The 23,587-nt window shown below is 64.7% G+C and carries 19 protein-coding genes; 4 read left to right on the plus strand and 15 right to left on the minus strand.

What is annotated here, in order from left to right:
• The 3 genes from CN311_RS04150 to CN311_RS04160 form a co-directional block, all read right to left on the minus strand.
• Positions 1-259 (minus strand): FAD-dependent oxidoreductase (locus tag CN311_RS04150; RefSeq protein ID WP_115504233.1); only part of this gene is annotated, 259 nt, incomplete at its 3' end.
• Between the two features lie 80 nt (positions 260-339).
• A complete protein-coding gene (locus tag CN311_RS04155) occupies positions 340-1,116 on the minus strand; it encodes a DeoR/GlpR family DNA-binding transcription regulator (RefSeq protein ID WP_097572128.1) in 777 nt (258 codons plus the stop codon).
• Positions 1,113-2,648, minus strand: a complete 1,536-nt coding sequence (locus CN311_RS04160; protein WP_097572129.1) for an FGGY-family carbohydrate kinase — start codon at positions 2,646-2,648, stop codon at positions 1,113-1,115. Before CN311_RS04160 ends, CN311_RS04155 begins: the two co-directional genes overlap by 4 nt.
• 186 nt (positions 2,649-2,834) lie before the next feature.
• On the opposite strand from CN311_RS04160, the gene CN311_RS32155 reads away from it, so the two are divergent.
• Positions 2,835-3,062 carry a hypothetical protein gene (locus tag CN311_RS32155; protein WP_133117129.1) on the plus strand — a complete coding sequence of 76 codons (228 nt, stop codon included), beginning with the start codon at positions 2,835-2,837 and terminating at the stop codon, positions 3,060-3,062.
• A 242-nt stretch (positions 3,063-3,304) separates the two neighbouring features.
• On the plus strand, positions 3,305-4,801 hold the full coding sequence (locus tag CN311_RS04165) for an HAL/PAL/TAL family ammonia-lyase (RefSeq protein ID WP_097572130.1): 1,497 nt from the start codon (positions 3,305-3,307) through the stop codon (positions 4,799-4,801).
• Here CN311_RS04165 and amaB read toward each other — a convergent pair.
• The 8 genes from amaB to CN311_RS04205 all read right to left on the minus strand — a co-directional run bounded on the left by amaB (position 4,798) and on the right by CN311_RS04205 (position 17,440).
• Entirely contained in the window at positions 4,798-6,309 is a 1,512-nt protein-coding gene (amaB, locus tag CN311_RS04170; RefSeq protein WP_097572131.1) for an L-piperidine-6-carboxylate dehydrogenase, read from the minus strand. The two genes, CN311_RS04165 and amaB, sit on opposite strands and share 4 nt — an antisense overlap.
• A 176-nt stretch (positions 6,310-6,485) precedes the next feature.
• Positions 6,486-7,760 carry an RNA polymerase sigma factor gene (locus CN311_RS04175; RefSeq protein ID WP_097572132.1) on the minus strand — a complete coding sequence of 425 codons (1,275 nt, stop codon included), beginning with the start codon at positions 7,758-7,760 and terminating at the stop codon, positions 6,486-6,488.
• On the minus strand, positions 7,757-8,131 hold the full coding sequence (locus CN311_RS04180) for a YciI family protein (protein WP_097572133.1): 375 nt from the start codon (positions 8,129-8,131) through the stop codon (positions 7,757-7,759). Before CN311_RS04180 ends, CN311_RS04175 begins: the two co-directional genes overlap by 4 nt.
• 112 nt (positions 8,132-8,243) lie before the next feature.
• On the minus strand, positions 8,244-9,383 hold the full coding sequence (locus CN311_RS04185; protein ID WP_097572134.1) for a DNA topoisomerase IB: 1,140 nt from the start codon (positions 9,381-9,383) through the stop codon (positions 8,244-8,246).
• Positions 9,384-9,461: 78 nt separating this feature from the next.
• The gene (locus tag CN311_RS04190; protein ID WP_097572135.1) at positions 9,462-10,346 is read right to left on the minus strand and encodes a transglutaminase family protein; all 885 of its coding nucleotides are present in this window, start codon (positions 10,344-10,346) and stop codon (positions 9,462-9,464) included.
• Between the two features lie 2 nt (positions 10,347-10,348).
• Complete coding sequence (locus CN311_RS04195) at positions 10,349-12,760, minus strand: circularly permuted type 2 ATP-grasp protein (RefSeq protein ID WP_097572136.1); 2,412 nt, start codon at positions 12,758-12,760, stop codon at positions 10,349-10,351.
• Positions 12,761-12,766: 6 nt separating this feature from the next.
• A complete protein-coding gene (locus CN311_RS04200) occupies positions 12,767-16,126 on the minus strand; it encodes a transglutaminase family protein (RefSeq protein WP_097572137.1) in 3,360 nt (1,119 codons plus the stop codon).
• A gap of 123 nt (positions 16,127-16,249) precedes the next feature.
• Entirely contained in the window at positions 16,250-17,440 is a 1,191-nt protein-coding gene (locus CN311_RS04205; protein WP_097572138.1) for an acyl-CoA dehydrogenase, read from the minus strand.
• 108 nt (positions 17,441-17,548) lie between these two features.
• Between CN311_RS04205 and CN311_RS04210 the strand changes: the two genes are divergently transcribed.
• The gene (locus tag CN311_RS04210) at positions 17,549-18,472 is read left to right on the plus strand and encodes a LysR family transcriptional regulator (RefSeq protein WP_097572139.1); all 924 of its coding nucleotides are present in this window, start codon (positions 17,549-17,551) and stop codon (positions 18,470-18,472) included.
• Here CN311_RS04210 and CN311_RS04215 read toward each other — a convergent pair.
• Positions 18,457-19,350 (minus strand): SDR family oxidoreductase, encoded by an 894-nt coding sequence (locus CN311_RS04215; protein ID WP_097572140.1) that lies wholly within the window; start codon positions 19,348-19,350, stop codon positions 18,457-18,459. The two genes, CN311_RS04210 and CN311_RS04215, sit on opposite strands and share 16 nt — an antisense overlap.
• A 127-nt stretch (positions 19,351-19,477) precedes the next feature.
• Here CN311_RS04215 and CN311_RS04220 point away from each other — a divergent pair, with 127 nt between their 5' ends.
• Positions 19,478-20,449 (plus strand): AraC family transcriptional regulator, encoded by a 972-nt coding sequence (locus tag CN311_RS04220; RefSeq protein ID WP_097572141.1) that lies wholly within the window; start codon positions 19,478-19,480, stop codon positions 20,447-20,449.
• 53 nt (positions 20,450-20,502) lie between these two features.
• Here the strand turns inward: CN311_RS04220 and CN311_RS04225 are convergent, their stop codons facing one another.
• From CN311_RS04225 to CN311_RS04235, 3 genes are all read right to left on the minus strand, one after another.
• A complete protein-coding gene (locus CN311_RS04225) occupies positions 20,503-20,787 on the minus strand; it encodes a type II toxin-antitoxin system RelE/ParE family toxin (protein ID WP_097572142.1) in 285 nt (94 codons plus the stop codon).
• On the minus strand, positions 20,787-21,065 hold the full coding sequence (locus tag CN311_RS04230) for a type II toxin-antitoxin system ParD family antitoxin (RefSeq protein WP_097572143.1): 279 nt from the start codon (positions 21,063-21,065) through the stop codon (positions 20,787-20,789). The genes CN311_RS04225 and CN311_RS04230 overlap by 1 nt, the downstream gene beginning before the upstream one ends.
• An 87-nt stretch (positions 21,066-21,152) precedes the next feature.
• On the minus strand, positions 21,153-23,471 hold the full coding sequence (locus CN311_RS04235; RefSeq protein WP_097572144.1) for a Tex family protein: 2,319 nt from the start codon (positions 23,469-23,471) through the stop codon (positions 21,153-21,155).
• Positions 23,472-23,587: the final 116 nt, after the last annotated feature.

Genomic DNA, 23,587 nt, shown 5'->3' on the forward strand with positions numbered 1-23,587 from the left:
GGCTGACATAGTGCGGCGCGTTCTTCAGCAAGAGATTGCGCTCCAGCGTCGACTGCGCCACCAGTCCGAACTCGCCGGTTTCGAGATATTTGAGACCGCCATGGATCAGCCGCGAGGGTGCCGCACTGGTGCCCGATCCGAAATCGCCCTTGTCGACGATCAGGCAGCTCACGCCTTGCGCGCACAGATCGCGAAACAGGCCGGCGCCATTGATGCCGGCGCCAAGAATGACCACGTCGATGTCGCCCGTCCTGGCCATGGCGGCGATGCGCCCACTGTGGTCCGGCAAGGAGTGGTCCGGTACAGCGGAGTGCGACAGGCCGGCGTCGTCGGCAGGGTTCATGACCGGGCCATGGTGACGACACGCAGTTTTACGCCGGCCTGTTCGAGCTTTTGCGCCTGCGCATCGCTTATGCCGTGGGTCGTCAGTACCGCGTCGAAGCGGGTCAGGTCGTCGAAGACATGCAGGGCGACCTTGTCGAACTTGGAATGGTCGACGGCAAGAATGCGTTTGGTCGAGGCGGCAAACATCGCTTGCTTGACCCGCACCACATGTTGATCCTGGATGAAGGCTGTGGTGCCGGAGATCGCCGAGGCCGAGCAGATCAAAAGATTGGCGCGCAGCTGCGCCACGGCATTCTCGCAGACGAGGCCGATATAGGCATTGTAGGTGCGGTGATACTGACCGCCGAGACAGATGAAATCGATGTCGTCGACATTGGTCAGCAGTGCCGCGGTCGCCACGCTGTTGCTGATCACGGTCAATGGCTTGATGTCGAGCAACAGCGGCGCGATCGCGTTCGCCGTCGTCGAATCGTCCAGCATGACCGCCTGGCCGGCTTCGACATAGTCCAGCGCCGCATGCGCCAGCGCATCCTTCTCCGCCCTGCCGACCGTCACCCGATAGCGGAAAGCGCTTTCATAGAGGCCGGAAGGCTGCACGGTCACAGCGCCATGCAGCTTGCGCAGCACGCCCTGATGCGCGAGCTGATCGATGTGTCGATGGATGGTCATGCGCGACACGCCGAAATGCTCGACCAGATCGTCGATCCGCACCTGGCCAAGCTTGATGACATAATCGGCGATTTCCTCGCGCCGTTCGTCCGCCTTGATCATGCAGGTCCCCCGATGCCTTGCCCTGCCAGCCTCTCGATCGCAGGCCATAGCGGCTTGAGCGATTCGACGATGCGGCAGTAAAGAGAAAACCGGTGCTCGAAAACAGCGTTGCGCGCTCTGTCGGGCAGATATTCGCGGCTCACCTTGCTGACGGCCCGCGCCCCCTGTTGCGGCGACGCAAACAGGCCAACCGCCGCACCCGCACAAAGGGCTGCGCCGAAGGCCGCCGCCTCGTCGGTCGAGGTGACGATGACCGGTACGTCGAGCACGTCGGCAAACATCTGCGCGAAGGCAGGGTTGCGCGAGCCGCCGCCGGTAAGCCGCACCTCGCGAACGGCAAAGCCGTCGCGCAGCGCTTCGACATGCGTGCGATGATTGAACACGATGCCTTCCAGCACCGCCTTCAGCATGTCGCCGCGATCGTGCCAGCCATGCAGGCCGAGAAAGCTGGCGCTGGCGGCATTGCCGTAGGGCGAGCCGAACAGATAGGGGTGGAAGAGGATGGTCGACGGCTTGCCAAGTGCTGCGTCGATCTCTGTCGCCAGCATCTCGTGGATCGAGCCGCCGATCCTCTCGGTTTCGTCCTGTTCCGAGCGGCAGAGCGTGTCGAGGAACCAGTCGTAATTCGCCGTCGAGGCCGGCGAGATCGACATGTTGTTCCAACGCCCACGGTCGATGGCATTGCGGCAGAACCAGCGCCGGTCGACACGCGGCTCGGTGGAGACGATTTCGTTGATCGAATAGGTGCCGGCGACGATGCTGACCACGCCCTCCTCGTGGCCGCCCATACCGAGCGCCGAGGCAGTGACATCGTGCAGGCCACAGGCGACCGGCGTGCCTTCGGCTAGTCCGGTAAGCGCCGCTGCCTCGGCGGTGACGTGGCCGACGATATCGGCCGGATGCGCCACCGGCGGCAAGGCGTCGAACAATGCCTCAAGGCCGAAGATGCGCATCGCTTCCGGCGCAAAGCTTTGCGTGCGCATATTGGTGAAGGAGGTGCTCGCCTCGGTGAGGTCGGTGCCGATGGTGCCGGTCAGGCAGAAACGCAGCCAGTCCTTGCAGGCGAATATGTGAGCTATCCGGTTGAAGCGTTCCGGATCGTGTTCCCGCAACCAGACCAGCAGCGACGACGGCGAGGACGCGTGCGGTACCTGGCCCGTCACGGCGAGCGCCTCGGCGAAGACCGGACCTTGCGACCATCTGTCGACGATTTCGCCTGCCCGGCTGTCCAGCGACAATATGCCGGGACCCAGCGGCCGACGCTCCGTGTCGAGCAGGTAGACGCCGTCGCCATGCGCGGTCGCCGCCACCGCCTTGATGTCGCTGGCCGGCCTGCCGCTCAAGGCAATCGCCTCGCCGATCGCCTCGGCGGTCGCTTGCCACAGGCCCGCCATATCGCGTTCGACCCAGCGCGCATGCGGCATCGATTGCGGCACACGCCGCCTCGCCACCGCCAATTGCGAGCCGTCGGCGTCGAAGATCACCGCCTTCGTCACCGTCAGGCCGTTGTCGATCCCAAGCAGGCTGGACATGACTCCCTCTGACTCAGCGCGTGCCGATATGCATCGCGAACTCGTCCCCGGGCTGGCTAGAGCAAGGGATGTTCAAGTTGAACCAACTGCGTGCCGGTGGACATCATGGAAACCATCCCTCGTCGTGCAGCCGCCCGGCGACCGCAACATCACTACTGCCCCCCCGCCACAAGAGGCGGGATCCCGATGCGCTTTGACGCCGGCGGAGAAGGCTGCCGCTTCATCCCTGTCGATGGCATGGATTCCCTTTTCGTTGCGATGCCCTGTAAACACAGAGGCAGCGAACAAGCCGTGGCTGAACACAGCGACGAGATACCGAACCAACAGAATCGACCATACTATCGTGTTAAATTAACGTCAATGGATGTGATTTTCCTGGAATCCATTCGCAAAAACAGCTTATTGCGTCTTTGATAGCATCCCGACGGTGGTGTCCGACAGGCTATTGCAACCAGCCGGGGCCTCCTTGCATGGATAGCGGCTGTCAACAGGGCTTGTCTCGCTGGCGGTCTTGTATACAGCCAGCGAAAAGCTGGGCCCAGATCCCGGTTCCCACTTTTGAACCTATCTTCAGGCTGGCATGAACGGGACACTACCCGAGCAACGGGCTACTCGGGTACACCGAGGGACTGCATTGCCGAATTGGGGAAGCATCCATGACATCGACGCCCGTCCGACTGACCGCCGCGCCACTGCGGACGCAGGACATTGCCGCCATTGCCCGCCGCCACGCATTGGTCGAGGTCTCGCCCGAGGCGGACGCCCTGATCCGGGCCAGCCGCGCGGTGATCGAACGCCATGCGGCAGAAAACCGTCCGGTCTACGGACTGACCACCGCGCTGGGCGCTGCCGTGGATACGCCGCTGAGCGGTGAGGATCTGATCGCCTATCAGCGGCGGGTTTCGTTCGGCCATGCGGTCGGTTTCGGGGCGGCTTTGCCGCGGGAGGCGGTGCGCGCGATGATGGCGGTGCGAATCGCCGGCATGGCCGCCGGCGGCACCGGCATTTCGTCTGCCGTGTTCGAGGGACTTGTCGCCGCGCTGAACGCCGGCCTGCACCCCGTGGTGCCGTCGCTCGGCTCGCTGGGCGCGGCCGATCTCGCGCCGCTCGCGCACATGACGCTGGGCCTGCTTGGCCACGGCCAGGCGGAATATGGCGGCGAGACCATGCCGGCGGCCGAGGCGCTCGAACGTGCCGGGCTGAAGCCGCTCGACATCCATGCCAAGGACGGCCATGCCATCATCGTCGCCAACAGCCTGTCTGTCGCCCAGGCCTGCCTGGCGCTGGAGGACATCGAGCGAGCCTTCGAGTGGTCGCTCAAGGCTGTCGCACTGAATTTGGAGGCGTTCCGCGCCAATGTCAGTTCGCTCGACGATTCGGCCATGGCGGCACGGCCCGCCTTCGGCCAGAGAGCGGTGGCGGCACGGTTGCGTGAGCTGTTGTCGGGCAGCACGCTGTTCAAGGAAGGCGCTGCCCGCCGGATCCAGGATCCGCTGAGCTATCGCTGCGTGCCGCAGGTCTGGGGCGCGCTTCGCCACGCGATCGACGAGGCCAGGGCCGCGACCGAGATTGAACTGGCCAGTTCCGGCGACAATCCGGTCGTCCTGGCCGGGGAGGACCGGATTGTCTCGCATGGCAATTTCGACATGACCGCTTTCGTCCTGTCCTGGGAGCGGCTGAGCCAGGCGTTGGCGCATGCGGCGGCGGGCATCGCCAACCGGACGATCAAACTCATGTCCCCTGCGGTAGCCGGCCTGCCGCGTTTCCTGGCGGCAAACGGCCAGAACCGCATGGGCTTTGCCATTTTGCAGAAACCCATTTCAGCGATGGAAGCTGAAATCCGCTTTCTCGCCAGCCCGATCTCTTTGACCCCGATCGCGGTGTCGGACTGGGTCGAGGATCAGTCGTCGATGGCGCCGGCGGTCATCGCCAAGATCAACCAGATCGTCGAGCGGTTCCGTTACCTCGTCGCCATGGAACTCATCTCTGCGGCTTACGCCGCGGATATCCGGGGAGTGGCGGACACATTGGGTCGCGGCGTCGACGAGGCCTACAGGACGGTGCGCGAACGGGTTGCGCCTCTTGAGGAGGACCGGGAACTCGGCTGCGATGTCGCCAGCATCGCCGCCATGATCGCGCAATCCTGTTCCTAGTCGATGTCGAAGGACACGCCTTGGGCAAGCGGCAGCGCCTTGGAATAATTCACCGTATTGGTGGCGCGGCGCATATAGGCCTTCCAGGCATCGGAGCCCGACTCGCGGCCGCCGCCGGTTTCCTTTTCGCCGCCGAAGGCGCCGCCGATCTCGGCTCCCGACGTGCCGATGTTGACGTTGGCGATGCCGCAATCCGAGCCGTCGACGCCGAGGAAGCGCTCGGATTCCTGCAGGTCGCGGGTGAAGATCGACGAGGAAAGCCCCGCCCCGACCGCATTGTGCTCGTCGAGCACGGCGTCGAAATCCGAGTATTTCATCACATAGAGGATCGGCGCGAAGGTCTCTTCGGTCACCGGCGAAACCTGGCTTTGCATTTCGACCAAGGCAGGATGCACATAGTAAGCGTCGGGGTGGCCGTTCTCGACCCGCGTGCCGCCAGTCACCTTGCCGCCATGCGAAACCGCTTCCTTCAGCGCCTTCTGCATATTGTCGAAAGCGGCCTTGTCGATCAGCGGACCGACCAGCGCTGATGTTTCCAGCGGATTGCCGACCGAAACGCTCTCATAGGCTTTCTTCAGCCGCGGCACCAAGGCGTCATAGACGCTGTCATGCACGAACAGGCGCCGCAGCGTCGTGCAGCGCTGGCCGGCCGTGCCCATGGCGCCGAAAGCGATGGCGCGCAGCGCCATGTCGAGATCGGCCGTCGGACAGACGATGCCGGCATTGTTGCCGCCAAGCTCCAGCACGGCGCGCGCAAACCGCTTCGCCAAACGCGGCCCGACATCCCTGCCCATGCGGGTCGAGCCGGTGGCCGAGACCAGCGGCACCTTGGGATGGTCGACCAGGATTTCGCCGACGGCTCGATCACCGATCAGCACCGGCGCCAGGCCCTCGGGAGCATCGCCAAAACGCTTGGCCGCGCGCTTGAAGATCGCCTCGCAGGCAAGCGCGGTCAGCGGCGTCTTTTCCGACGGCTTCCACACCACCGCGTCGCCGCAGACCAGCGCCAGTGCCGCGTTCCACGACCACACCGCGACCGGGAAATTGAAGGCCGAGATGACGCCGACCACGCCGAGCGGATGCCAGGTCTCCATCATGCGATGTCCAGGGCGTTCGGTGGCAATCGTCAGGCCATAAAGCTGACGGGAGAGACCGACGGCGAAATCGCAGATGTCGATCATCTCCTGCACTTCGCCGAGCCCTTCGGACGGGATCTTGCCGACCTCGATCGACACCAGCCGGCCAAGCTCGGCCTTGTGCGCGCGCAGTTCTTCGCCGAGCAGCCGCACCAGTTCGCCGCGCTTCGGCCCCGGCACCAGCCGCCAGGCCTGGAACGCCTTGTGGGCGGCTTCGATGGTCTTGGCCGCATCGGCCGGCGAGATCGTCTTCAGCGCGGCGATCTGCTCGCCCGTCACCGGGCTGCGCACGATGAGGTCGCCACCGACAAGCGCGTCCTTGGCAACGCCCAGTTTCGCCAGAAGCCCGGCCGTTTCCTTCGCAATCGTCATTTTTGTCCCTTTCAGATTTCTTCGCCCGTATGGCGTCGGCCCAGGCCTGCCGCCATGCCGTGCCGATCGGCACCTCGGGCGTTGTCATGGCGTGGCATTACTCGTTTCGGGAAAAAACCACCACCCCGGCATGGTCCAAGCCAGGCTCGGACCGTTGAACCAGGCAGGCGGTCGGATCAGTGCGCTTTCCGGGCAACGCCCGGGACCGCGCCTTCCTTCATCAACCGGTCGATATGCATGCGGATATGGGCGGCCTCGGCGGCCGTATTGGCAAGCGCGATGGCGCGGTCGAAGGCGGTGCGGGCCTCGTCGCCCCGGCCAAGCTGCATCAACAGGCCGCCCTTGAGGCCGAAGAAGTGGAAATAGCCTGAGAGCCTCTGCTCCAGCGGCTCTATCATGGCGAGCGCCGCTTCCGGTCCGCGCACCTTGGCGACCGCGACGGCGCGATTGAGCGTCACCACGGGCGACGGCTGCATTTGCTCGAGCAGGCTGTAGAGCAGGTCGATCTCGGTCCAGTCGGTATCCTCGGGCTTTGCCGCCCGCGCATGCAGCGCGGCGATCGCCGCCTGCACCTGGTAAGGCCCGGGCTTCTGGTGGCGCAGCGCCTTGTCGACCAGCGCCAGCCCCTCGTCGATCATCTTGCGGCTCCACAGGCTGCGGTCCTGGTCCTCGAGCAGCACGATCTCGCCATTCTCGTCGAAGCGCGCCGGCGCACGCGCATGCTGGAGCAGCAGCAGCGCCGTCAGGCCCATGATCTCCGGTTCGGTCTGGAACAGCCGCAGAAGCAACCTTGCCAGCCGGATCGCCTCTTCGCAGAGTGGGGCGCGGGCCGGAGCCTCGCCACTATTGGTCGAATAGCCTTCGTTGAAGATCAGATAGACCATGGCGGCGACCGCGGCGAGCCGTTCCGAACGCTCGACCGCACCGGGCGTCTCGAACGGCACGCCGGCATCCGCAATGCGCGCTTTGGCACGGGTGATGCGTTGCTCCATGGCGCTTTCGCCGACAAGGAAGGCGCGGGCGATCTGCCTGACCGTCAGGCCGGAGACGATGCGCAATGCCACGGCGATCTGCTGGGTCGCCGGCAGATCGGGATGGCAGCAGATGAACAGCAGCCGCAATATGTCGTCGCGGTAATGAGCGCCGTCCAGCCGCTCGGCGATATCGGTTTCGGCATCCTCAAGGTCGGAGATCTGGTCTTCCTCCGGCAGCGGCGCCTGCTTGGCGCGCTTGCGCACCGCGTCTATGCCGCTGTTGCGGCCGACAAAGATCAGCCAAGCCGCCGGGTCGCGCGGCGGGCCATTCTTCGGCCAGTTGTTCAGCGCTCTCAGGCAAGCATCCTGGAAAGCTTCCTCCGCCGCATCGAGATCGCGGAAGTAGCGCAACAGCGCGCCCATCGCCTGCGGGCGGGCGGTGCTGATCGCCGTGCTGATCCAGGCGAGTTCAGTCATGCGGGAACCTTGCTGGGATTGAAGAGCGAAACCGGCCGTATCTCATAGGAGCCGCCGCTGGGATTGACCTCGGAAAGCTCGCGGGCGAAGTCCACCGCCTCATCGAGATCATTGCATTCGAGCGTGTAGAAGCCGAGGAACTGTTCCTTGGTCTCGGCGAACGGCCCGTCGATGACGACGGATTCGCCCTTGACCTTCCTCAGCGTCGTCGCGGCAGTCGTCGGCAGCAGCCGCGCCACCGGGCCAAGCCGGCCGGCCCTGGCATACTTTTCCTGCACGTCGAGAATTTTCGCCATGACGTCGTCGTCCTGCTCCTTGCTCCAGGAGCAGACGACGTCTTCAGAAGCGTAGCAGAGGATAGCGTAGAGCATGGGATGTCCTTTTCTCCGTCAAAGGACGAAACAGTAGGACTGATCCCGACAGTGCGTCGATAAAAAAATGCCTTGCGGTGGACACGCCAGCCGGCGACAGCCGTACCTGGCGTCAGCCCTCCCGCGCTTTCAGCCATCTCAGGACGAGCGCTTCCTCGTCATCGAGGCCTTGTATCGACCGCTTCCCTCTGTTCGCCTCCGCCATTTCGGTAAGCAGCCGTCCTTCGGACCACGCTTTGAAAACTTGCGGATGGATATAGCATTTGCGGCAGACGGCGCGCGTATTGCCAAGCCGCTCGGCCACCTTGTCGACGACGCCGTTGATCAGCCGCTTCTGTTGTGCCTGGCTTTCAGGGCGCTCCGTCTGCGCAAACAGCGACGCGGCATGGATGGTGCCGCCCCACGTGCGGAAATGCTTTGAACTGAAATCGGCTCCGGCCTCGTCCCTGATGTAGCGGTTGACGTCGTCGGAGCGGATCGGCCGCCTGTTTCCGTCTTCGTCCAGATACTGGAACAGCTTCTGGCCCGGCAAATCCTGGGCGCCGCGCACGATGCGCGCGATCCGGCGATCGACGAGTTTCAGCTTCCATTCCTTGCCGGACTTGCCTTTGAAAGCAAAGCGCAGGCTTGAGCCCTTGATCTCGACATGCCGGTCGCGCAGCGTGGTCAGCCCAAAGCTGTTATTGTCACGAGCGTAGGCGGCATTGCCGACGCGGATCATAGTGTTGTCGAGCAGCCAGACCACAGCGGCGACAACCCGCTCCAGCGGCAGGCCGTGACGGCGCAGATCGGCGTCGATCCGGCGTCGCAGTTCAGGTAGGCTTTCTGCAAAAGCAATCAGGCTCGAATATTTAACGCCGTCCCGCTCCTCGGCCCATTGTGCATGGTAGCGATATTGCTTGCGTCCGCGCTGGTCCCGGCCCGTCGCCTGGATATGGCCGTTGGCGTCTGGCGAAATCCATACATCGGTCCAGGCTGGCGGTATTGCGAGCGCCTTGATGCGCGCGACGGCATCCTCACTCACGGCTCGTCTGTTCGGCCCCTTGTACGAAAATCCCTTGCCGGTCCTGGCACGACGGATGCCGGGCTCGGCGTCGCTGACATAGGTGAGCGAAGCTCGGTCGGCGGAGGCTTCGCCGCCGTTCCTCGGCGCCCCATTCTTCGACGCTCCATTCTTCGACGCTCCATTCTTCGACGCGTTGCCCGATATGGCGGCCAATCGGCCTGACGGCGACTCCGATTTGTCCAGCATGTCCTCTCCATGGAAAATTTTCCCATAGATAAGCGCCGGACCGGCCGCTGGTTCCGGCTCCTGGCTTTTGGACTGCTGTCAGGCCTTCTCGAGCACGACGGGGATGACGTCGACAGCTTGCTCGCCGACCTGCCCGCCTGTCGTCTTCAGCACGCCGACGATCGGCGCCACATCCGAATAGTCGCGGCCATGGCCGACGGTGATGTGGTCATTGCTGGCCCGCATCCCGTTGGTCGGATCGAATTCCTGCCAGCCGGCATCGCGCCCGCACCACACCTTGACCCACGCATGCATGGCGTCGGCGCCCTCAAGCCGCGGCTTGCCCTTCGGCGGGATGGTGCGCAGGAAGCCGCTGACATAGCCGGCCGGAATGCCGAGCCCTCGCAGGCCGGCGATCATGATGTGGGAAAAGTCCTGGCACACACCCCGCTTCAGGCCGAAAGCGTCGCTGGCCCGGGTGCGCACCGTGGTCGCCTCCCCGTCATAGGTGAAATCGTGGTGGATGCGGTTGCACAGGTTCATCGCCGTGCTGACAGCCGAGCTGCCGGCACTACCGCGTGCGTAGGCCGTGATAGCAGCGTCGATGCCGGCGTGATCGCTGGCAGCCAGGAAGTGATGCGGCGATCCGGGCGAGAGCGATCGCACCGCATCGAGTTCCTCTCTCAGCCGGCGAATGTCGGGCGACACGTCCAGACCAATCTCCGGCCGCGAGACCGAAACCCGCGCGCTCATCCTGATGTCGAGCGCATCATGCACGTCGCGAAAGGCGATCGAGGTGACGCTGTTGCCGAAGAAATCGGAAAAATCCGAGCGTTCGCCCGGCGCCGGCGCAAACGACAGCGAAGCGGCGATCACGCGCTGCACGCCTGATATCGTCGACGGCAGCACGCGGACCTGATGGCGGCCGCCGCCGGCCGCCGCATCGTAGTCGTAGCTGAGATGAAGCCTGATGTCGTAAAGCATGCTTACCCGAAATAGGCTTTGGCAAGGCTGCTGTAGAGACCGCCTATCTCATTGGCGAGATCGTCGAGCGCCTGTGCCGTCATGTCCGAAGGCTCCTTGATGGCGATGGCCGTGTTGAGCTGCAATATCTCTTTCGCCGCCAGCGACATGTGCCCCTCCCCGCCGACAGCGGGCAACAGCGCGATTTCGGCCTTCAGCCGTTCGAGCTGGAACAGGATCGAACGCGGGTTGAGCGGATCGAGCACCAGGAGATCAATCACCGTGCGCCGGCCGGCCTGCACTGGATACTGCCGCCGGTGGGTCATGACGCTGTCGCCGATCTCCAGCATCATGTCGAGCGCACCGTCCGGCGCCGCCGTCCCGGTCAGCCGGGCAAGCGTGCGGGCGATCTGGATGCCGCGCTCCAGGCGCCGACCGATCTCCAGGAAACGCCAGCCGGTGAAGCGATACATATTCTCATGCAGCAGGCCGGAAAACCCGGCGAGCTTGCGCAGCATGACCGTCATCGCTCGCGTCGCATCATCGCCCGGCGCCACCGTCTCCGCGAACTGGTGAATGGTCTTCGACAGATCCTTCAGCGCCAGCCAGCCGTCGGGCGAGAACCGGTCGCGGATCTGCCCGGCGCTATAGACGGCGCTGTCCAGCGTCGAGATCAGCCCCGAAGGGATTGCCGATTGAACGTCGATGCCGAAAGGTTCGAGATAGTCCCTGATATCGGCAAGCAAGGGAATCTCCGGATCGGAGGTCTCCGCCAGCCGCACATGATAGGCGCGCAGGATGCGCACCGTGTCTTCCGAGCGCTCGATATAACGGCCGAGCCAAGTCAGGTTCTCCGCCGAGCGGCTGGGCAGGCTGCCCGGCATGGTGCGGGTGAAGCTGTCATGCTCCTGCGGCAGCAGCGTCTCGCGCTCGACAGGCCTGTCGCTGATCACCCACACATCCGCCGCCTGACCGCCGCGCTGCATGGCGATCGCCGTCGGATCGAGCGAAAAGCCGACCCGGGCAAAGCCGCCCGGCATCACCGTCCAGCCTTCCGGCGTGCGCGCCAGATAGACGCGCAGGCTTGCCGGCCGTGGCTCCAGTCGGCCGCCGACATAGACCGGGGTGGTCGAAAGCGTCACCGCTTCCTGACCGACGAAATCGCCGCCGTCGCGTTCGATCCGCGCGATCAGTTCGGCCCGCTCCTCGTCGGACAGCGCCGAGCCGAGTTTGGTCAAATTGTCGTCCTCGAAGGCAAGCCGCGTCGACAGCGCCGGACCGATCACCATACGGTCGAAATTGGCGAGCACGTGCCGGCGTTCGTTCTCCTGCCCGCACCACCAGGTGGCGACGCTGGGCAACAAAAGCGTCTCGCCCCGCAATTCGCGCGCAACCTTCGGCAGGAAGGAGAGCAGCGCCCGCGTTTCCATCAGGCCGGAACCGAGCGCATTGACCGCCGAAACGGCTCCCCGCCGGATCGCCTCGACCAGCCCCGGCGTGCCGATCTGCGATTCCGGCCTGAGTTCGAGCGGGTCGGCGAAGGCGGCGTCCAGCCGCCGCCACAGCACGGTGACCGGCATCAGGCCCGAAACGGTGCGCACCATCAGCCTGCCGCCGGAGACGGTCAAATCCTCGCCTTCAAGCAGCATGATGCCGAGATAGCGCGCGATATAGGCATGTTCGTAATAGGTTTCGTTGAGCGGCCCCGGCGTCAGGATGGCGACGCGGCCACCGGACACGTTGGCCATGCCGTTCAACGCGTCGCGAAAGCGGCGGAAGAAGCCGGCAAGGCGGTGCACATGCATCTCGCCATAGATGTCGGACAGCGCCCGCGTGGTGGCGACGCGGTTCTCCAACGCGAAACCTGCGCCCGACGGCGCCTGCGTGCGGTCGCCCAGCACCCACCAGCGGCCGTCAGGACCGCGGCCAAGCTCGAAGGCGCAGAAATGCAGGAAATGCCCACTGGCAGGCCTGACACCGACCACCGGCCGCAAATATTCCGGGCTCGCCGCGATCAGCCCCGCCGGCAGGATGCCCTTCTCGACCAGCCGGTTCGGCCCGTAGATGTCGGCAAGCGTTTCCTCGAATAGATCGGCCCGCTGGACAAGGCCGGCACTGATGTCGGCCCATTCCTTCTCCTCGATCAGCAGGGGAACATGCGCCAGCGGCCATTCCCGCTCATTGGCGCCGGCCTTGTCGTAGACGCGGTAATAGACGCCGGCGTCGCGCAGATACTGGTCGGCGCGGGCGAAGCGCTGGGCGAGCTTTTCCGGCCCCAGTTCTTCCAGCGCCTCGATGAAGTCCTTCCAGACCGGGCGGGGACTGCCCGAGGCATCGACCATCTCGTCGACGACGCCGTCGATCGGCTGGTAGTGCTCCAGCAGACTGTGCACCAGCGGCTTGCTGCGTAGCTTTCTCTGATTCCCCTTTGCCATGGCTGATCAGAGTCTTGGTGGCCGCCTGAGGTCAAGGGTCATCGGGAAATCTTCAGCGGCTTCTTCATTGTTGAGCACGTAGCCGGAGGGCGTATGGCCGCGCGGCTCGAAGCGGGCAAGCCGCCGCGCCTCCGCCTCGTTGCCATTGACCGGGAAAGTGTCGTAATTGCGCCCGCCGGGATGCGCGACATGATAGACGCAGCCGCCCACAGCCCGGCCCGACCAGCGATCGTAGATGTCGAAGACCAGCGGCGTGTTGACCGGCAGCGCCGGATGCAGGCCTGATGCCGGCTGCCAGGCCTTGAAGCGGACGCCCGCCACCGCGATCTCCCTGTTGTCAGTGACTTTCAGCGGCACGATACGGCCGTTGCAGACGACGGCATGCCGTTCCGGGTTGAGGCCTTCGGTCTTCACCTGCAGCCGTTCGACCGAGGAATCGACGAAGCGCACGGTGCCGCCGATCGCGCCCTGCTCGCCCATGACGTGCCACGGCTCCAGCGCCTGCCGCAGTTCCAGCTTGATCCCGGCATGCCGGACCTCGCCGCAGAAGGGAAAGCGGAATTCGAGCTGCGCGTCGAACCATTCGGGGCGGAACTCGAAGCCATTCAGCTTGAGGTCGTCGAGCACGTCGAGAAAGTCGGCCCAGACGTAATGCGGCAGCATGAAACGGTCGTGCAGCGACGTGCCCCAGCGCGCGAAACGGCCGTCGAGCGGGCTCTTCCAGGCGCGGGCGATAATGGCGCGCACCAGCAATTGCTGCGCCAGGCTCATGCGCGCATTGGGCGGCATCTCGAAGCCGCGGAACTCGACCAGCCCCAGCCGTCCGGTCGGGCCGTCGGGGGAAAACAATTTGTCGATGCAGATTTCCGAGCGGTGCGTATTGCCGGTCACATCGGTCAGAAGATTGCGGAACAGCCGGTCGACCAGCCACGGCAACGGCGCGCTGCCGCTGTCCGGTTGCGGCACCTGCGCCATCGCGATCTCGAGCTCGTAGAGCGAATCGTGGCGCGCCTCGTCGAAGCGCGGCGCCTGGCTGGTCGGGCCGATGAACAGGCCCGAGAACAGATAGGACAGCGAGGGATGCCGCTGCCATTGCAGCACCAGGCTCTTCAACAGATCCGGGCGACGCAGGAACGGACTGTCGTCGGGCGTCGCGCCGCCAACGACGACATGATTGCCGCCGCCGGTGCCGGTGTGGCGGCCGTCGATCATGAACTTGTCGGCGCCAAGCCGCGTCTGCCGCGCCTCCTCGTAGATCGCCGTGGTCGTCGCCACGCAATCCTGCCAGTTGGCGGCCGGGTGGATGTTGACCTCGATGACGCCGGGATCGGGCGCCACCCTGATGACGTTGAGGCGCGGATCGTGTGGCGGGCCGTAGCCTTCGATATGCACCGGCACCCCGATCGCCCTTGCCGCGTTTTCCGCCGCCGCGATGAGTTCGAGATAGTCCTCCAGGGCCTCGACAGGTGGCATAAAGACGCAAAGCCGCCCCTCGCGCGGCTCGACCGAAAGTGCTGTGCGCACCGCGCCGCCGATCTCGGTAATCTCCTGCTCGACACGATCCTGCTGTGCGGTCGCGGCGGTAAACGACGCCGCCTGCTGGCGGCGCGCCATCTCGTCGGCGCCCTCCGGTTCGGCCGGAGCAGCCTGGGGCAAGATGGCCTCGCGCGCCGGCAAAGGACCACGCGGCAGCGACGGGTCGACGGGCACGATGTAGGGAAACTGCGCCGGCGGCACATAGGGCAGCGTGCCCAGCGGCAAACGGTAGCCGACCGGTGAATCGCCCGGCACCAGGAAAAGCCGGCCACGCCGCGTCTTCCATTTCTCCGAGCGCCAGCGCGGTCCCGAGGCCTGGCTGTTCCAGCGCTGGACCGGCAGCACATAACCCGACGGCTTGGTCAGGCCGCGCTCGAACACGCGTGCCATGCGGCTGCGCTCTTCGGGGTCCTCCAGCTTTGAATTGGATGGGTCGACATTGTCCGGCAGCTTGCCTTCCTTGAGCAGCCATTCGGCCGGATCCTCATAGGCTTCGCTGACCATCGCCTTGTCGATGCCGAGCTCGCCGGCGATAGCCGTCAGCAGGCTTTCGGCCTGCTTCGGCCCGACATCCGCCTCGCTCTTTTCCCGCGCGATCAGTGACGGGTCGCTCCACACCGGCTCACCGTCGGTGCGCCAGTAGAGCGAGAAGGTCCAGCGCGGCAGGCTTTCGCCCGGATACCATTTGCCCTGGCCATAGTGCAGAAAACCGCCTGGCGCGAAGCGCTCGCGCAGCCGGCGGATCAGCGCGTCGGCCTTTTCGCGTTTTGTCGGGCCGACGGCGGCGGTGTTCCATTCGTCCGCCTCGAAATCGTCGATCGACACGAAGGTCGGCTCGCCGCCCATGGTCAGTCGCACATCGCCGGCCTGGAGCGCCGCATCGACCTTGTTGCCGAGCGCATCGAGCGCCTGCCAGCTTTCGTCGGAGAACGGCTTGGTGATACGCGGGTGCTCGGCGATGCGGTCGACCCGCATATCGAAGCCGAACTCGACATTGGCGAAGCTTGCCATGCCGGAAATGGGTGCAGCGTTGCGGAAATGCGGTGTCGCCGCCAGCGGCACATGGCTTTCGCCGGTGAGCAGGCCGGAGGTCGGATCGAAGCCGATCCAGCCGGCGCCTGGAAGATAGACCTCGCACCAGGCATGCAGATCGGTGAAGTCGACAGCGGTTCCGGGCGGCCCGTCGAGCGCGACGAGATCGGGCTTGAGCTGGATCAGATAGCCGGACACGAAGCGCGCGGCGATGCCGAGATTCCGCAGGATCTGCACCAGCAGCCAGCTCGAGTCGCGGCATGAGCCTTTCCTGGCGGCAAGCGTCTCCTCCGGCGAAAAGACGCCGGTCTCCATCCGCACGATATAGGCGATCTCGCGCTGCAACCGCGCATTGAGGTCGACGAGGAAATCGACTGTGTTCCTCGGGCTGCGGTCGACGGTAGCGAGAAAGGACGAAAGCAGTGGCCCAGCCGGCTCCGGCGTCCGGTAAATGGCGAGATCGTCGCTGATCTCTTCCGGGTACTCGAACGGAAACGTCTCGGCCGAGGGCTCGACGAAGAAGTCGAACGGATTGTAGACCGTCATGTCGGCGACGAGGTCGACCTCGATCTTGAGTTCGCTCACTGGCTCCGGGAAGACGAAGCGGGCGAGGAAATTGCCGTACGGGTCCTGCTGCAGATTGACGAAGTGGTTTGCCGGCTCGACCTTTAGCGAATGGCTGAGCACCTTGGTGCGCGAATGCGGCGCCGGCTGCAGCCTGATGACCTGGGGACCAAGCACCACCGGCCGGTCGTATTTGTAATGGGTCAGGTGGTAGACGGCGGCCAGAATTGCCATGGTGCCCCGGAAGTCGGCGTTTCAAAACGAGTTCGCCGAACCCTGACACAAATGCTGGCCATTCTCCAAGCAGAGATGTTGCGGTGCACCTAATTTAAGCAGCGCCGAACGGTCCAACGCCGTCTAGAAAAATGCCTGTAACCCGGTCTGTGCCCGCCCGAGGATCAGCGCGTGCACGTCATGCGTGCCCTCGTAGGTATTCACGGTCTCCAGGTTCTGCGCGTGGCGCATGACGTGGTAGCCGATCTGAATGCCGTTGCCGCCATGCATGTCTCGCGCCTGGCGGGCGATATCGAGCGCCTTGCCGCAATTGTTGCGCTTGACGATCGAGATCATCTCCGGCGCCATCCTGCCTTCGTCCATCAGCCGCCCGACCCTGAGCGAGCCTTGCAAGCCCAATGCGATCTCGGTCTGCATGTCGGCGAGCTTCTTCTGGAAAAGCTGCGTGCCGGCCAGTGGCTTGCCGAACTGCTTGCGGTCGAGGCCATACTGCCGCGCCCGGTGCCAGCAATCCTCGGCCGCGCCCATCGCGCCCCAGGAGATGCCGTAGCGCGCCCGGTTGAGGCAGCCGAATGGTCCCTTCAACCCGGAAACGTTGGGCAACAGGGCGTCCTCGTCGACCTCGACGCCCTCCATCACCACCTCACCGGTGATCGATGCGCGCAGGCTGAGCTTGCCGCCGATCTTCGGTGCCGACAGCCCCTTCATGCCTTTTTCCAGCACGAAGCCGCGGATCTCATTGTTGTGCGCAGCCGATTTCGCCCAGACGACGAACACATCGGCGATCGGCGCGTTGGAAATCCACATTTTGGAGCCGGAGATCCTGTACCCGTTCGCCGTTTTCTCGGCCCGGGTCTTCATGCCGCCAGGGTCCGAACCGGCATCCGGCTCGGTCAGCCCGAAGCAGCCGATCGATTCGCCCGATGCCAGCTTTGGCAGGTATTTCTTGCGCTGCGCCTCCGAGCCATAGGCATGGATCGGGTACATCACCAGCGACGACTGCACGCTCATCATCGAGCGATAGCCGGAATCGATGCGCTCGACTTCGCGCGCCACCAGCCCGTAGGTGACATAGTTGGCGCCAAGCCCGCCATATTCCTCGGGGATGGTGATGCCGAGCAGACCGGCCTCGCCCATCTCGCGAAAGATGCCGACGTCGGTCTTTTCCTCGAGATAGGCTTCCTCGATCCTCGGCGCGAGCTTGTCGGCGGCAAACGCCGCCGCGCCGTCGCGCACCATGCGCTCGTCCTCGGAAAGCTGGTCCTCGATCAGGAAAGGATCGTTCCAGACGAAAACGTTCTTTTCGGCGGCCATGGCTCTCGGTTCCCACAATAAAATCTTGAAGTGTCCGGCTTATCGACCCCCGCCTCGAAAAAATCAAACGAAATTGCATCCCGGATCAATGAGCGTTAGTAATAGGTCATGAGTGTCCAGCGCCGCCTCCTGCCGAACATCGGCGCCCTTGCCGCCTTCGAGGCGGTGGCGCGTCTCGGCTCCTTCACCGCCGCGGCGCGCGAGCTCGATCTGACCCAAGGTGCGGTCAGCCGGCAGATAGCATTGCTGGAAGAGCAATTCGGGAGACGGCTGTTCGAACGCGATAGCCGCAATGTCAGGCTTTCAACGGCTGGCGATATCTATGCCGAAGCGGTGCGTTCAGCTCTTGGCCAGTTGCGCGACGCGGCGCTCGGATTGATGAGCAATCGGCATAGTGGCATATTGAACCTCGCCATATTGCCGACCTTCGGCACGCGCTGGCTGATGCCGCTCATTCCCGATTTCGTCGAAAACAACCCTGATATCACCATCAACTTCGTCACCCGCGTCGGCCGCTTCGACTTCGCGCGCGAGAGGCTCGACGCCGCGATCCATTACGGCCTGCCCGACTGGCCGGAGGCCGACTCCACGCTGCTGGTGCGCGAGACAGTGGCGCCTGTCGTCTCGCCCGAATTCCTGGCCGGCCGCGCCATTGCCTCACCGGCAGACATCGGCCGCCTGCCGCTGCTGCACATGACGACGCGGCCCGGCGCCTGGACCGAATGGTTCGAGCACCAGGGCCTGAGCGCGCCGACCGGACCCGGCATGCAATTCGAGCAGTTCGGCACCGCCGCCCAAGCCTGCATGGCCGGGCTTGGCGTCGCCCTGCTGCCGCTGATCCTCATCGCCGGCGAGTTGCTGCGCGGTCAGCTCGTGCCGGCGCCAGGCCGGCCGATGCAGAGCCGCAGCGCCTATTATCTGGTCGTGCCGCACGACAAGCTTGGCCATCCGCCGGTCGCCAGTTTTCGCGATTGGCTGCTCACAAGTATCAGCGAGAAGGGCGAAGCGGTTTCCGCTCAGCCTTCGAAGTAGCTGGGGCGGTCGAGATCGGCAATGAGCCCGGGTTGTTTCGGCTGCCACCCCAGCATGTCGCGGGTCTGCTCGCTCGAGGCCGGCCAGTCCATGCTGAAGAAATGCCCGAGAAAGCCGAAATGGCCGGCTGCCTCCTCATGGGTTTTGGATACGACCGGCAGGTTCAGCCGCCGGCCGATGACTTCGGCGATCTCCCGGCATGGCACGCCCTGCTCGGCGACGCCGTGATACCTGGCGCCACCGGCTCCCCTCTCGAGCGCCAGCCTGAAGAGGCGGGCCGCGTCGAGCCGGTGCACCGCCGGCCAGCGATTGAGGCCGTCGCCGACATAGGCCGAAATGCCCTTTTCGCGCGCGATGGCGATCAGCATCGGGACGAAGCCGTGATCGCCGTCGCCGTGGACTGAGGGCGACAGACGCACTGCCGACGCATGCACGCCACGCGCCGCCAGCGCTTCGGCCGTCACTTCCGAGGCGCGGGGATAGGAGGCGGAGGGCGGCACGGGCGCGTCGTCCTCGGTCGCCATACCGCCCTTTGTCAGCAGCGCGAGACCGGAGGTAACCAGCAATGGCCGCCCGGAGCCTTCGAGTACAGCGCCAAGCACCTCAATGGCGCGACGGTCCGTCTCGCAATTTTGCGCGAACTTCGAGAAGTCGTGATTGAAGGCGGTGTGGATCACGCCGTCGGCCATGGCCGCGCCACTGCGCAGGCTTTCCAAATCTTCGAGATCACCGCGCAGCGCCTCAGCACCTGCGGCGACAACGGATTTCACACCCGCATCCGAGCGAGCAAGGCCGAGCACCTGATGGCCCGCCTCAACGAGCTCCCGCACAACGGCGGAGCCGACAAAACCGGTGGCACCGGTAACGAACACACGCATCGCAATGTCTCCTTGCTTTGTGCGAGGGCCGCATCGGCCGCCGCGTTGGCGGAGGAGATAAGCGATCGACGAAATACGATCTATGCTGTAAAGTCCGTATTACCTTCGCAATCGTCCTGGAACGACTATGGATCCACTCTCAGACGTGCTGGCTCTGCTGAAGCCGCGCAATTACTTGTCCGCTGGCCTGGAGGCAGGTGGGGACTGGTCGATCCAGTTCCCCGACCAGCAGGCAGCCATCAAATGCGGCGCGGTGGTCTCCGGCCAGTGCTGGCTGTCGATGGAGGGTGTGTCCGACGCGGTGCGCCTGGACACGGGCGACTGCTTCCTGCTGCCGCGCGGGCGGCCTTTCCGTCTTGCCAGCGACTTGAATTTGCCGCCGGTCGATGCCCGCACCATCTTTTCGCCCGCCCGCACCGGTGGCGTCACCGCGTACAATGGCGGCGGCGATTTTCTTCTCGTCAGCAGCCGCTTTGCCCTTTCCGGCGACCATGCCGGCATCCTGTTGCGCATGCTGCCGCCCATCGTGCATATCCGCCGGGAATCCGACCGGTCCGCCTTGCGCTGGCCCGTCGAGCGAATGATGCAGGAACTGCGCGAGCCGCAACCGGGCGGTTTTCTGGTGGTGGAACATCTTGCCCACATGATCCTGATCGAGGCCCTGCGGCTGCATATGGCGGAAGGGTTGCGGGTCGGCTGGCTCTTCGCCCTGGCCGACAGGCAGATGGGTGCTGCGATCAGCGCCATGCACGACGATCCGGCGCATGGCTGGACATTGCAGGAACTGGGAGAGCGCGTTGGCATGTCGCGATCGACCTTTGCCCTGAAATTCAAGAAAATGGTCGGCACATCGGCCATGGACTATCTGACACGCTGGCGAATGCTGCTGGCAGGCGACAGGCTGGCGAATTCCAGCGATCCCGTTTCCGTCATCGCGCTCTCGCTCGGCTACGAATCCGAAAGCGCCTTCAGCACGGCGTTCAAGCGGATCATGGGCTGTTCGCCACGGCAATATGGCCGTGGCCGCAGTTCTGCATCCCCTCCCCATGGCGAGGCGGAAGCAGCCAACGCCAATCGGCTCGAACCCATCGCCAGCTGACTTTTCGTTGCGCCGGGCAAGAAAACAACCCGCCTCCGCTCAAACCCATCCAGCTACAGCAATTCTTGCCACTGCCGCGCGCCATGAACGACGCGCACGATCTCCGCGCCGTCCTCGATCTGGCGATAGAGGATGAGGTAATTTCCTGCAGGGAACGTGCGTAAATCCGCTCGCACGTCCGGCCGCGCAACACCCATTCCCGGCATGTCGGCGATGCGTTGGCAATGGGCGTATATTTCCTCGTACCAGCGTAATGCCGCTGACGGGCTATCTTCGGCGATATAGAGCGCGATAGCCTCGATGTCCCTCTCAGCTTCTGGCCGTAAGCGCAGCGTCATCACGCCTTGCGTTCGGCTATTCTCGCATCGAGCTTGCTTTTGATCCGGGCGAACGCTTGGCTGCCATCGACCGCGGCGCCGCTTGCCATGCCTTCATCCCATAGCCGGCCCAATTCGTTGATAGCCTGATCACGCTGCGTCCGGCGAAACTTCCAATCGCGCAACGCCTCACGCATCACTTCACTCGCAGAAGCGTATTCGCCCGCCGCGACAACCTCGCGCATCATCGTTGCCATTTCAGGGGTGAGGGCAACACTCACTTTCTCGACATTCGCCATACCGTATGGTCTCCTTACGTACACATGGTAGGCAGCCTTACTACCGTTTGCAAGGACAGTGCCGCATCGCTTCGAGACGTCTTCCGGCTATTTCCGCTTCAACGCTTCGGCCAGTGCGGCGCCGAACGCGCCTTGCTGCGCCGGCCGCTCCGGCTGACGCTGTGGTGCCGGCGAACGCGGCACGGGTTTGCCACCATTGTCGCGTGGCCCGCCTCTCGAAGCACCACCGTCACCATCCCTGCGCATCGACAGACCGATGCGCTTGCGCTTGATGTCGACTTCGACGACACGCACCTTGACCACGTCGCCGGCCTTGACCACCTCATGCGCGTCCTTGACGAAACGGTCGGCGAGTTGCGAGACATGCACCAGCCCATCCTGGTGCACGCCGATATCGACAAAGGCGCCGAAGGCCGCGACATTGGTGACGGTGCCTTCGAGCAGCATGCCGGGCTTCAAATCCTTGATGTCGTCGACGCCGTCGGCGAAGGTTGCCGTCTTGAAACCGGGACGCGGATCGCGGCCGGGTTTTTCCAGCTCCGCCAGGATGTCGCGCACCGTCGGCAGGCCGAAGCGCTCATCGACGAAAACGCGCGGATCGAGCGCCTTCAGCGCAGCACTATCGCCCATCAGCGAGCGCACATCGCGGCCACAGGCGGTGACGATCTTCTCGGCCACGCCATAGGCTTCCGGATGTACCGCCGATGCATCAAGCGGTTCGCTGCCATTCGGAATGCGCAGGAAGCCGGCGCATTGCTCGAACGCGCGAGGTCCAAGGCGAGAGACTTTGAGAAGATCCTTCCTGCTGGCGAAAGGTCCGGTGGCATCGCGATGCGCAACGATCGCTTCGGCCAGCGATGCGCCAAGACCTGACACGCGTGCCAGCAGCGGCGCCGATGCCGTGTTGAGGTCGACGCCGACGGCATTGACCGCATCCTCCACCACCGCCTCCAGCGAGCGGCCGAGCCGGTACTGGTCGACGTCGTGCTGATACTGGCCGACGCCGATCGATTTCGGTTCGATCTTGACCAGTTCGGCGAGCGGATCCTGCAGCCGCCGGGCGATCGACACGGCGCCGCGCAGCGACACGTCGAGACCGGGAAATTCCGCCGCCGCGGTCGCTGAGGCCGAATAGACAGACGCGCCCGCCTCGCTGACGATCACTTTGAGCGGCTTGGGACCGGCATCCCCCGGCATGTCTGACAGCATGTCGGCGACCAGCCTTTCCGTCTCGCGGCTGCCGGTGCCGTTGCCGATCGAGATCAGTTCGACCTTGTGCAGGCGGATGAGCTTCGCCAGTTCGGCCTGCGTCCCGCGCACATCGTTGCGCGGCGGGAACGGATAGACCGTCGTCGTCGTCACCAGCTTGCCGGTGCCGTCGACCACCGCCACCTTGACGCCGGTGCGGATGCCGGGGTCGAGCCCCATCGTGGCGCGCGAGCCGGCGGGTGCTGCCAGCAGCAAATCCTTCAGATTGCGGGCGAAGACATGGATTGCCTCCTCCTCGGCCCGCTCGCGCAGGTCGCGCATCAGGTCGAGCGTCAGGTGCAACGACAGCTTGATGCGCCAGGTCCAGCCCGCCACCTCCATCAGCCAACGGTCGCCCGGCAGGCTGCCGCCAATGGCATAGGCATTGGCGATCATGCGCTCGACGGGCTTCACCGGCGAAGCGTCGTCGGCATCGACCTCGATGTCGAGCGCCAGCACCTCTTCATTGCGGCCGCGCAGCATCGCCAGCGCGCGATGGCCGGGCACAGTGGCCCAACGCTCGACATGGTCGAAATAGTCGGAGAATTTGGCGCCGGCCTCCTGCTTGCCATCGACGACGCGGGCGCGCAGGAAGGCGCGTTCCTTCATGTAGCTCCGCAGCTTGCCGACCAGATCGGCATTCTCGGCGAACTGCTCGGAGAGGATGTCGCGCGCGCCTTCGAGCGCCGCCTTGGCGTCGGCAATCTCGTTGCCGACATAGGCCAGCGCCAGTTCCGCCGGCGCCAATGCGCGGTCGGCGAGGATGGCCTCGGCCAGCGGTCCCAGCCCACGCTCACGCGCGATCTCGGCCTTGGTCCGGCGCTTTGGCTTGTAGGGCAGATAGATGTCCTCGAGTTCCGCCTTGGTGACCGCCGCAGCGATCTTGGCTTCAAGCTCTTCGGTCAGCTTGCCCTGCTCGCGGATCGAGCCGAGGATGGTGTCGCGGCGCGCGTCGAGTTCGCGCAGATAGGCGAGCCGCTCGGCAAGGTCGCGCAATTGCGTATCGTCGAGCCCGCCGGTCACCTCCTTGCGGTAGCGCGCCACGAACGGCACCGTCGCGCCCTCGTCGAGCAGGCCGATCGCCGCTGCGGCCTGCTCGGGCCGGGCACCGATCTCGGCCGCAATGATCGTTGCAATGCGCTTGATGTCGGATGCCATGTCATTCCTGCCGCTGTGCCGAAAAGAGCGGCGACCATAGGCGCAGACAATGGCTGCGCCAACCGCGACGTTTTCACCAACGCGGCGGGTCCACAGGAAAGCTGTGCTGCCAGGCT

It is taken from the genome of Mesorhizobium sanjuanii, from assembly GCF_002529485.1.
GTDB classification, from domain to species: Bacteria; Pseudomonadota; Alphaproteobacteria; order Rhizobiales; family Rhizobiaceae; genus Mesorhizobium; species Mesorhizobium sanjuanii.

Excerpts from the sequence above, each read along its gene's own strand:
- CN311_RS04155 (WP_097572128.1), bottom strand. The coding sequence starts at position 1,116 with ATGATCAAGGCGGACGAACGGCGCGAGGAAATCGCCGATTATGTCATC.
- CN311_RS04160 (WP_097572129.1), bottom strand. The coding sequence starts at position 2,648 with ATGTCCAGCCTGCTTGGGATCGACAACGGCCTGACGGTGACGAAGGCG.
- CN311_RS32155 (WP_133117129.1), top strand. The coding sequence starts at position 2,835 with ATGCGCTTTGACGCCGGCGGAGAAGGCTGCCGCTTCATCCCTGTCGAT.
- CN311_RS04165 (WP_097572130.1), top strand. The coding sequence starts at position 3,305 with ATGACATCGACGCCCGTCCGACTGACCGCCGCGCCACTGCGGACGCAG.
- amaB (WP_097572131.1), bottom strand. The coding sequence starts at position 6,309 with ATGACGATTGCGAAGGAAACGGCCGGGCTTCTGGCGAAACTGGGCGTT.
- CN311_RS04175 (WP_097572132.1), bottom strand. The coding sequence starts at position 7,760 with ATGACTGAACTCGCCTGGATCAGCACGGCGATCAGCACCGCCCGCCCG.
- CN311_RS04180 (WP_097572133.1), bottom strand. The coding sequence starts at position 8,131 with ATGCTCTACGCTATCCTCTGCTACGCTTCTGAAGACGTCGTCTGCTCC.
- CN311_RS04185 (WP_097572134.1), bottom strand. The coding sequence starts at position 9,383 with ATGCTGGACAAATCGGAGTCGCCGTCAGGCCGATTGGCCGCCATATCG.
- CN311_RS04190 (WP_097572135.1), bottom strand. The coding sequence starts at position 10,346 with ATGCTTTACGACATCAGGCTTCATCTCAGCTACGACTACGATGCGGCG.
- CN311_RS04195 (WP_097572136.1), bottom strand. The coding sequence starts at position 12,760 with ATGGCAAAGGGGAATCAGAGAAAGCTACGCAGCAAGCCGCTGGTGCAC.
- CN311_RS04200 (WP_097572137.1), bottom strand. The coding sequence starts at position 16,126 with ATGGCAATTCTGGCCGCCGTCTACCACCTGACCCATTACAAATACGAC.
- CN311_RS04205 (WP_097572138.1), bottom strand. The coding sequence starts at position 17,440 with ATGGCCGCCGAAAAGAACGTTTTCGTCTGGAACGATCCTTTCCTGATC.
- CN311_RS04210 (WP_097572139.1), top strand. The coding sequence starts at position 17,549 with ATGAGTGTCCAGCGCCGCCTCCTGCCGAACATCGGCGCCCTTGCCGCC.
- CN311_RS04215 (WP_097572140.1), bottom strand. The coding sequence starts at position 19,350 with ATGCGTGTGTTCGTTACCGGTGCCACCGGTTTTGTCGGCTCCGCCGTT.
- CN311_RS04220 (WP_097572141.1), top strand. The coding sequence starts at position 19,478 with ATGGATCCACTCTCAGACGTGCTGGCTCTGCTGAAGCCGCGCAATTAC.
- CN311_RS04225 (WP_097572142.1), bottom strand. The coding sequence starts at position 20,787 with ATGACGCTGCGCTTACGGCCAGAAGCTGAGAGGGACATCGAGGCTATC.
- CN311_RS04230 (WP_097572143.1), bottom strand. The coding sequence starts at position 21,065 with ATGGCGAATGTCGAGAAAGTGAGTGTTGCCCTCACCCCTGAAATGGCA.
- CN311_RS04235 (WP_097572144.1), bottom strand. The coding sequence starts at position 23,471 with ATGGCATCCGACATCAAGCGCATTGCAACGATCATTGCGGCCGAGATC.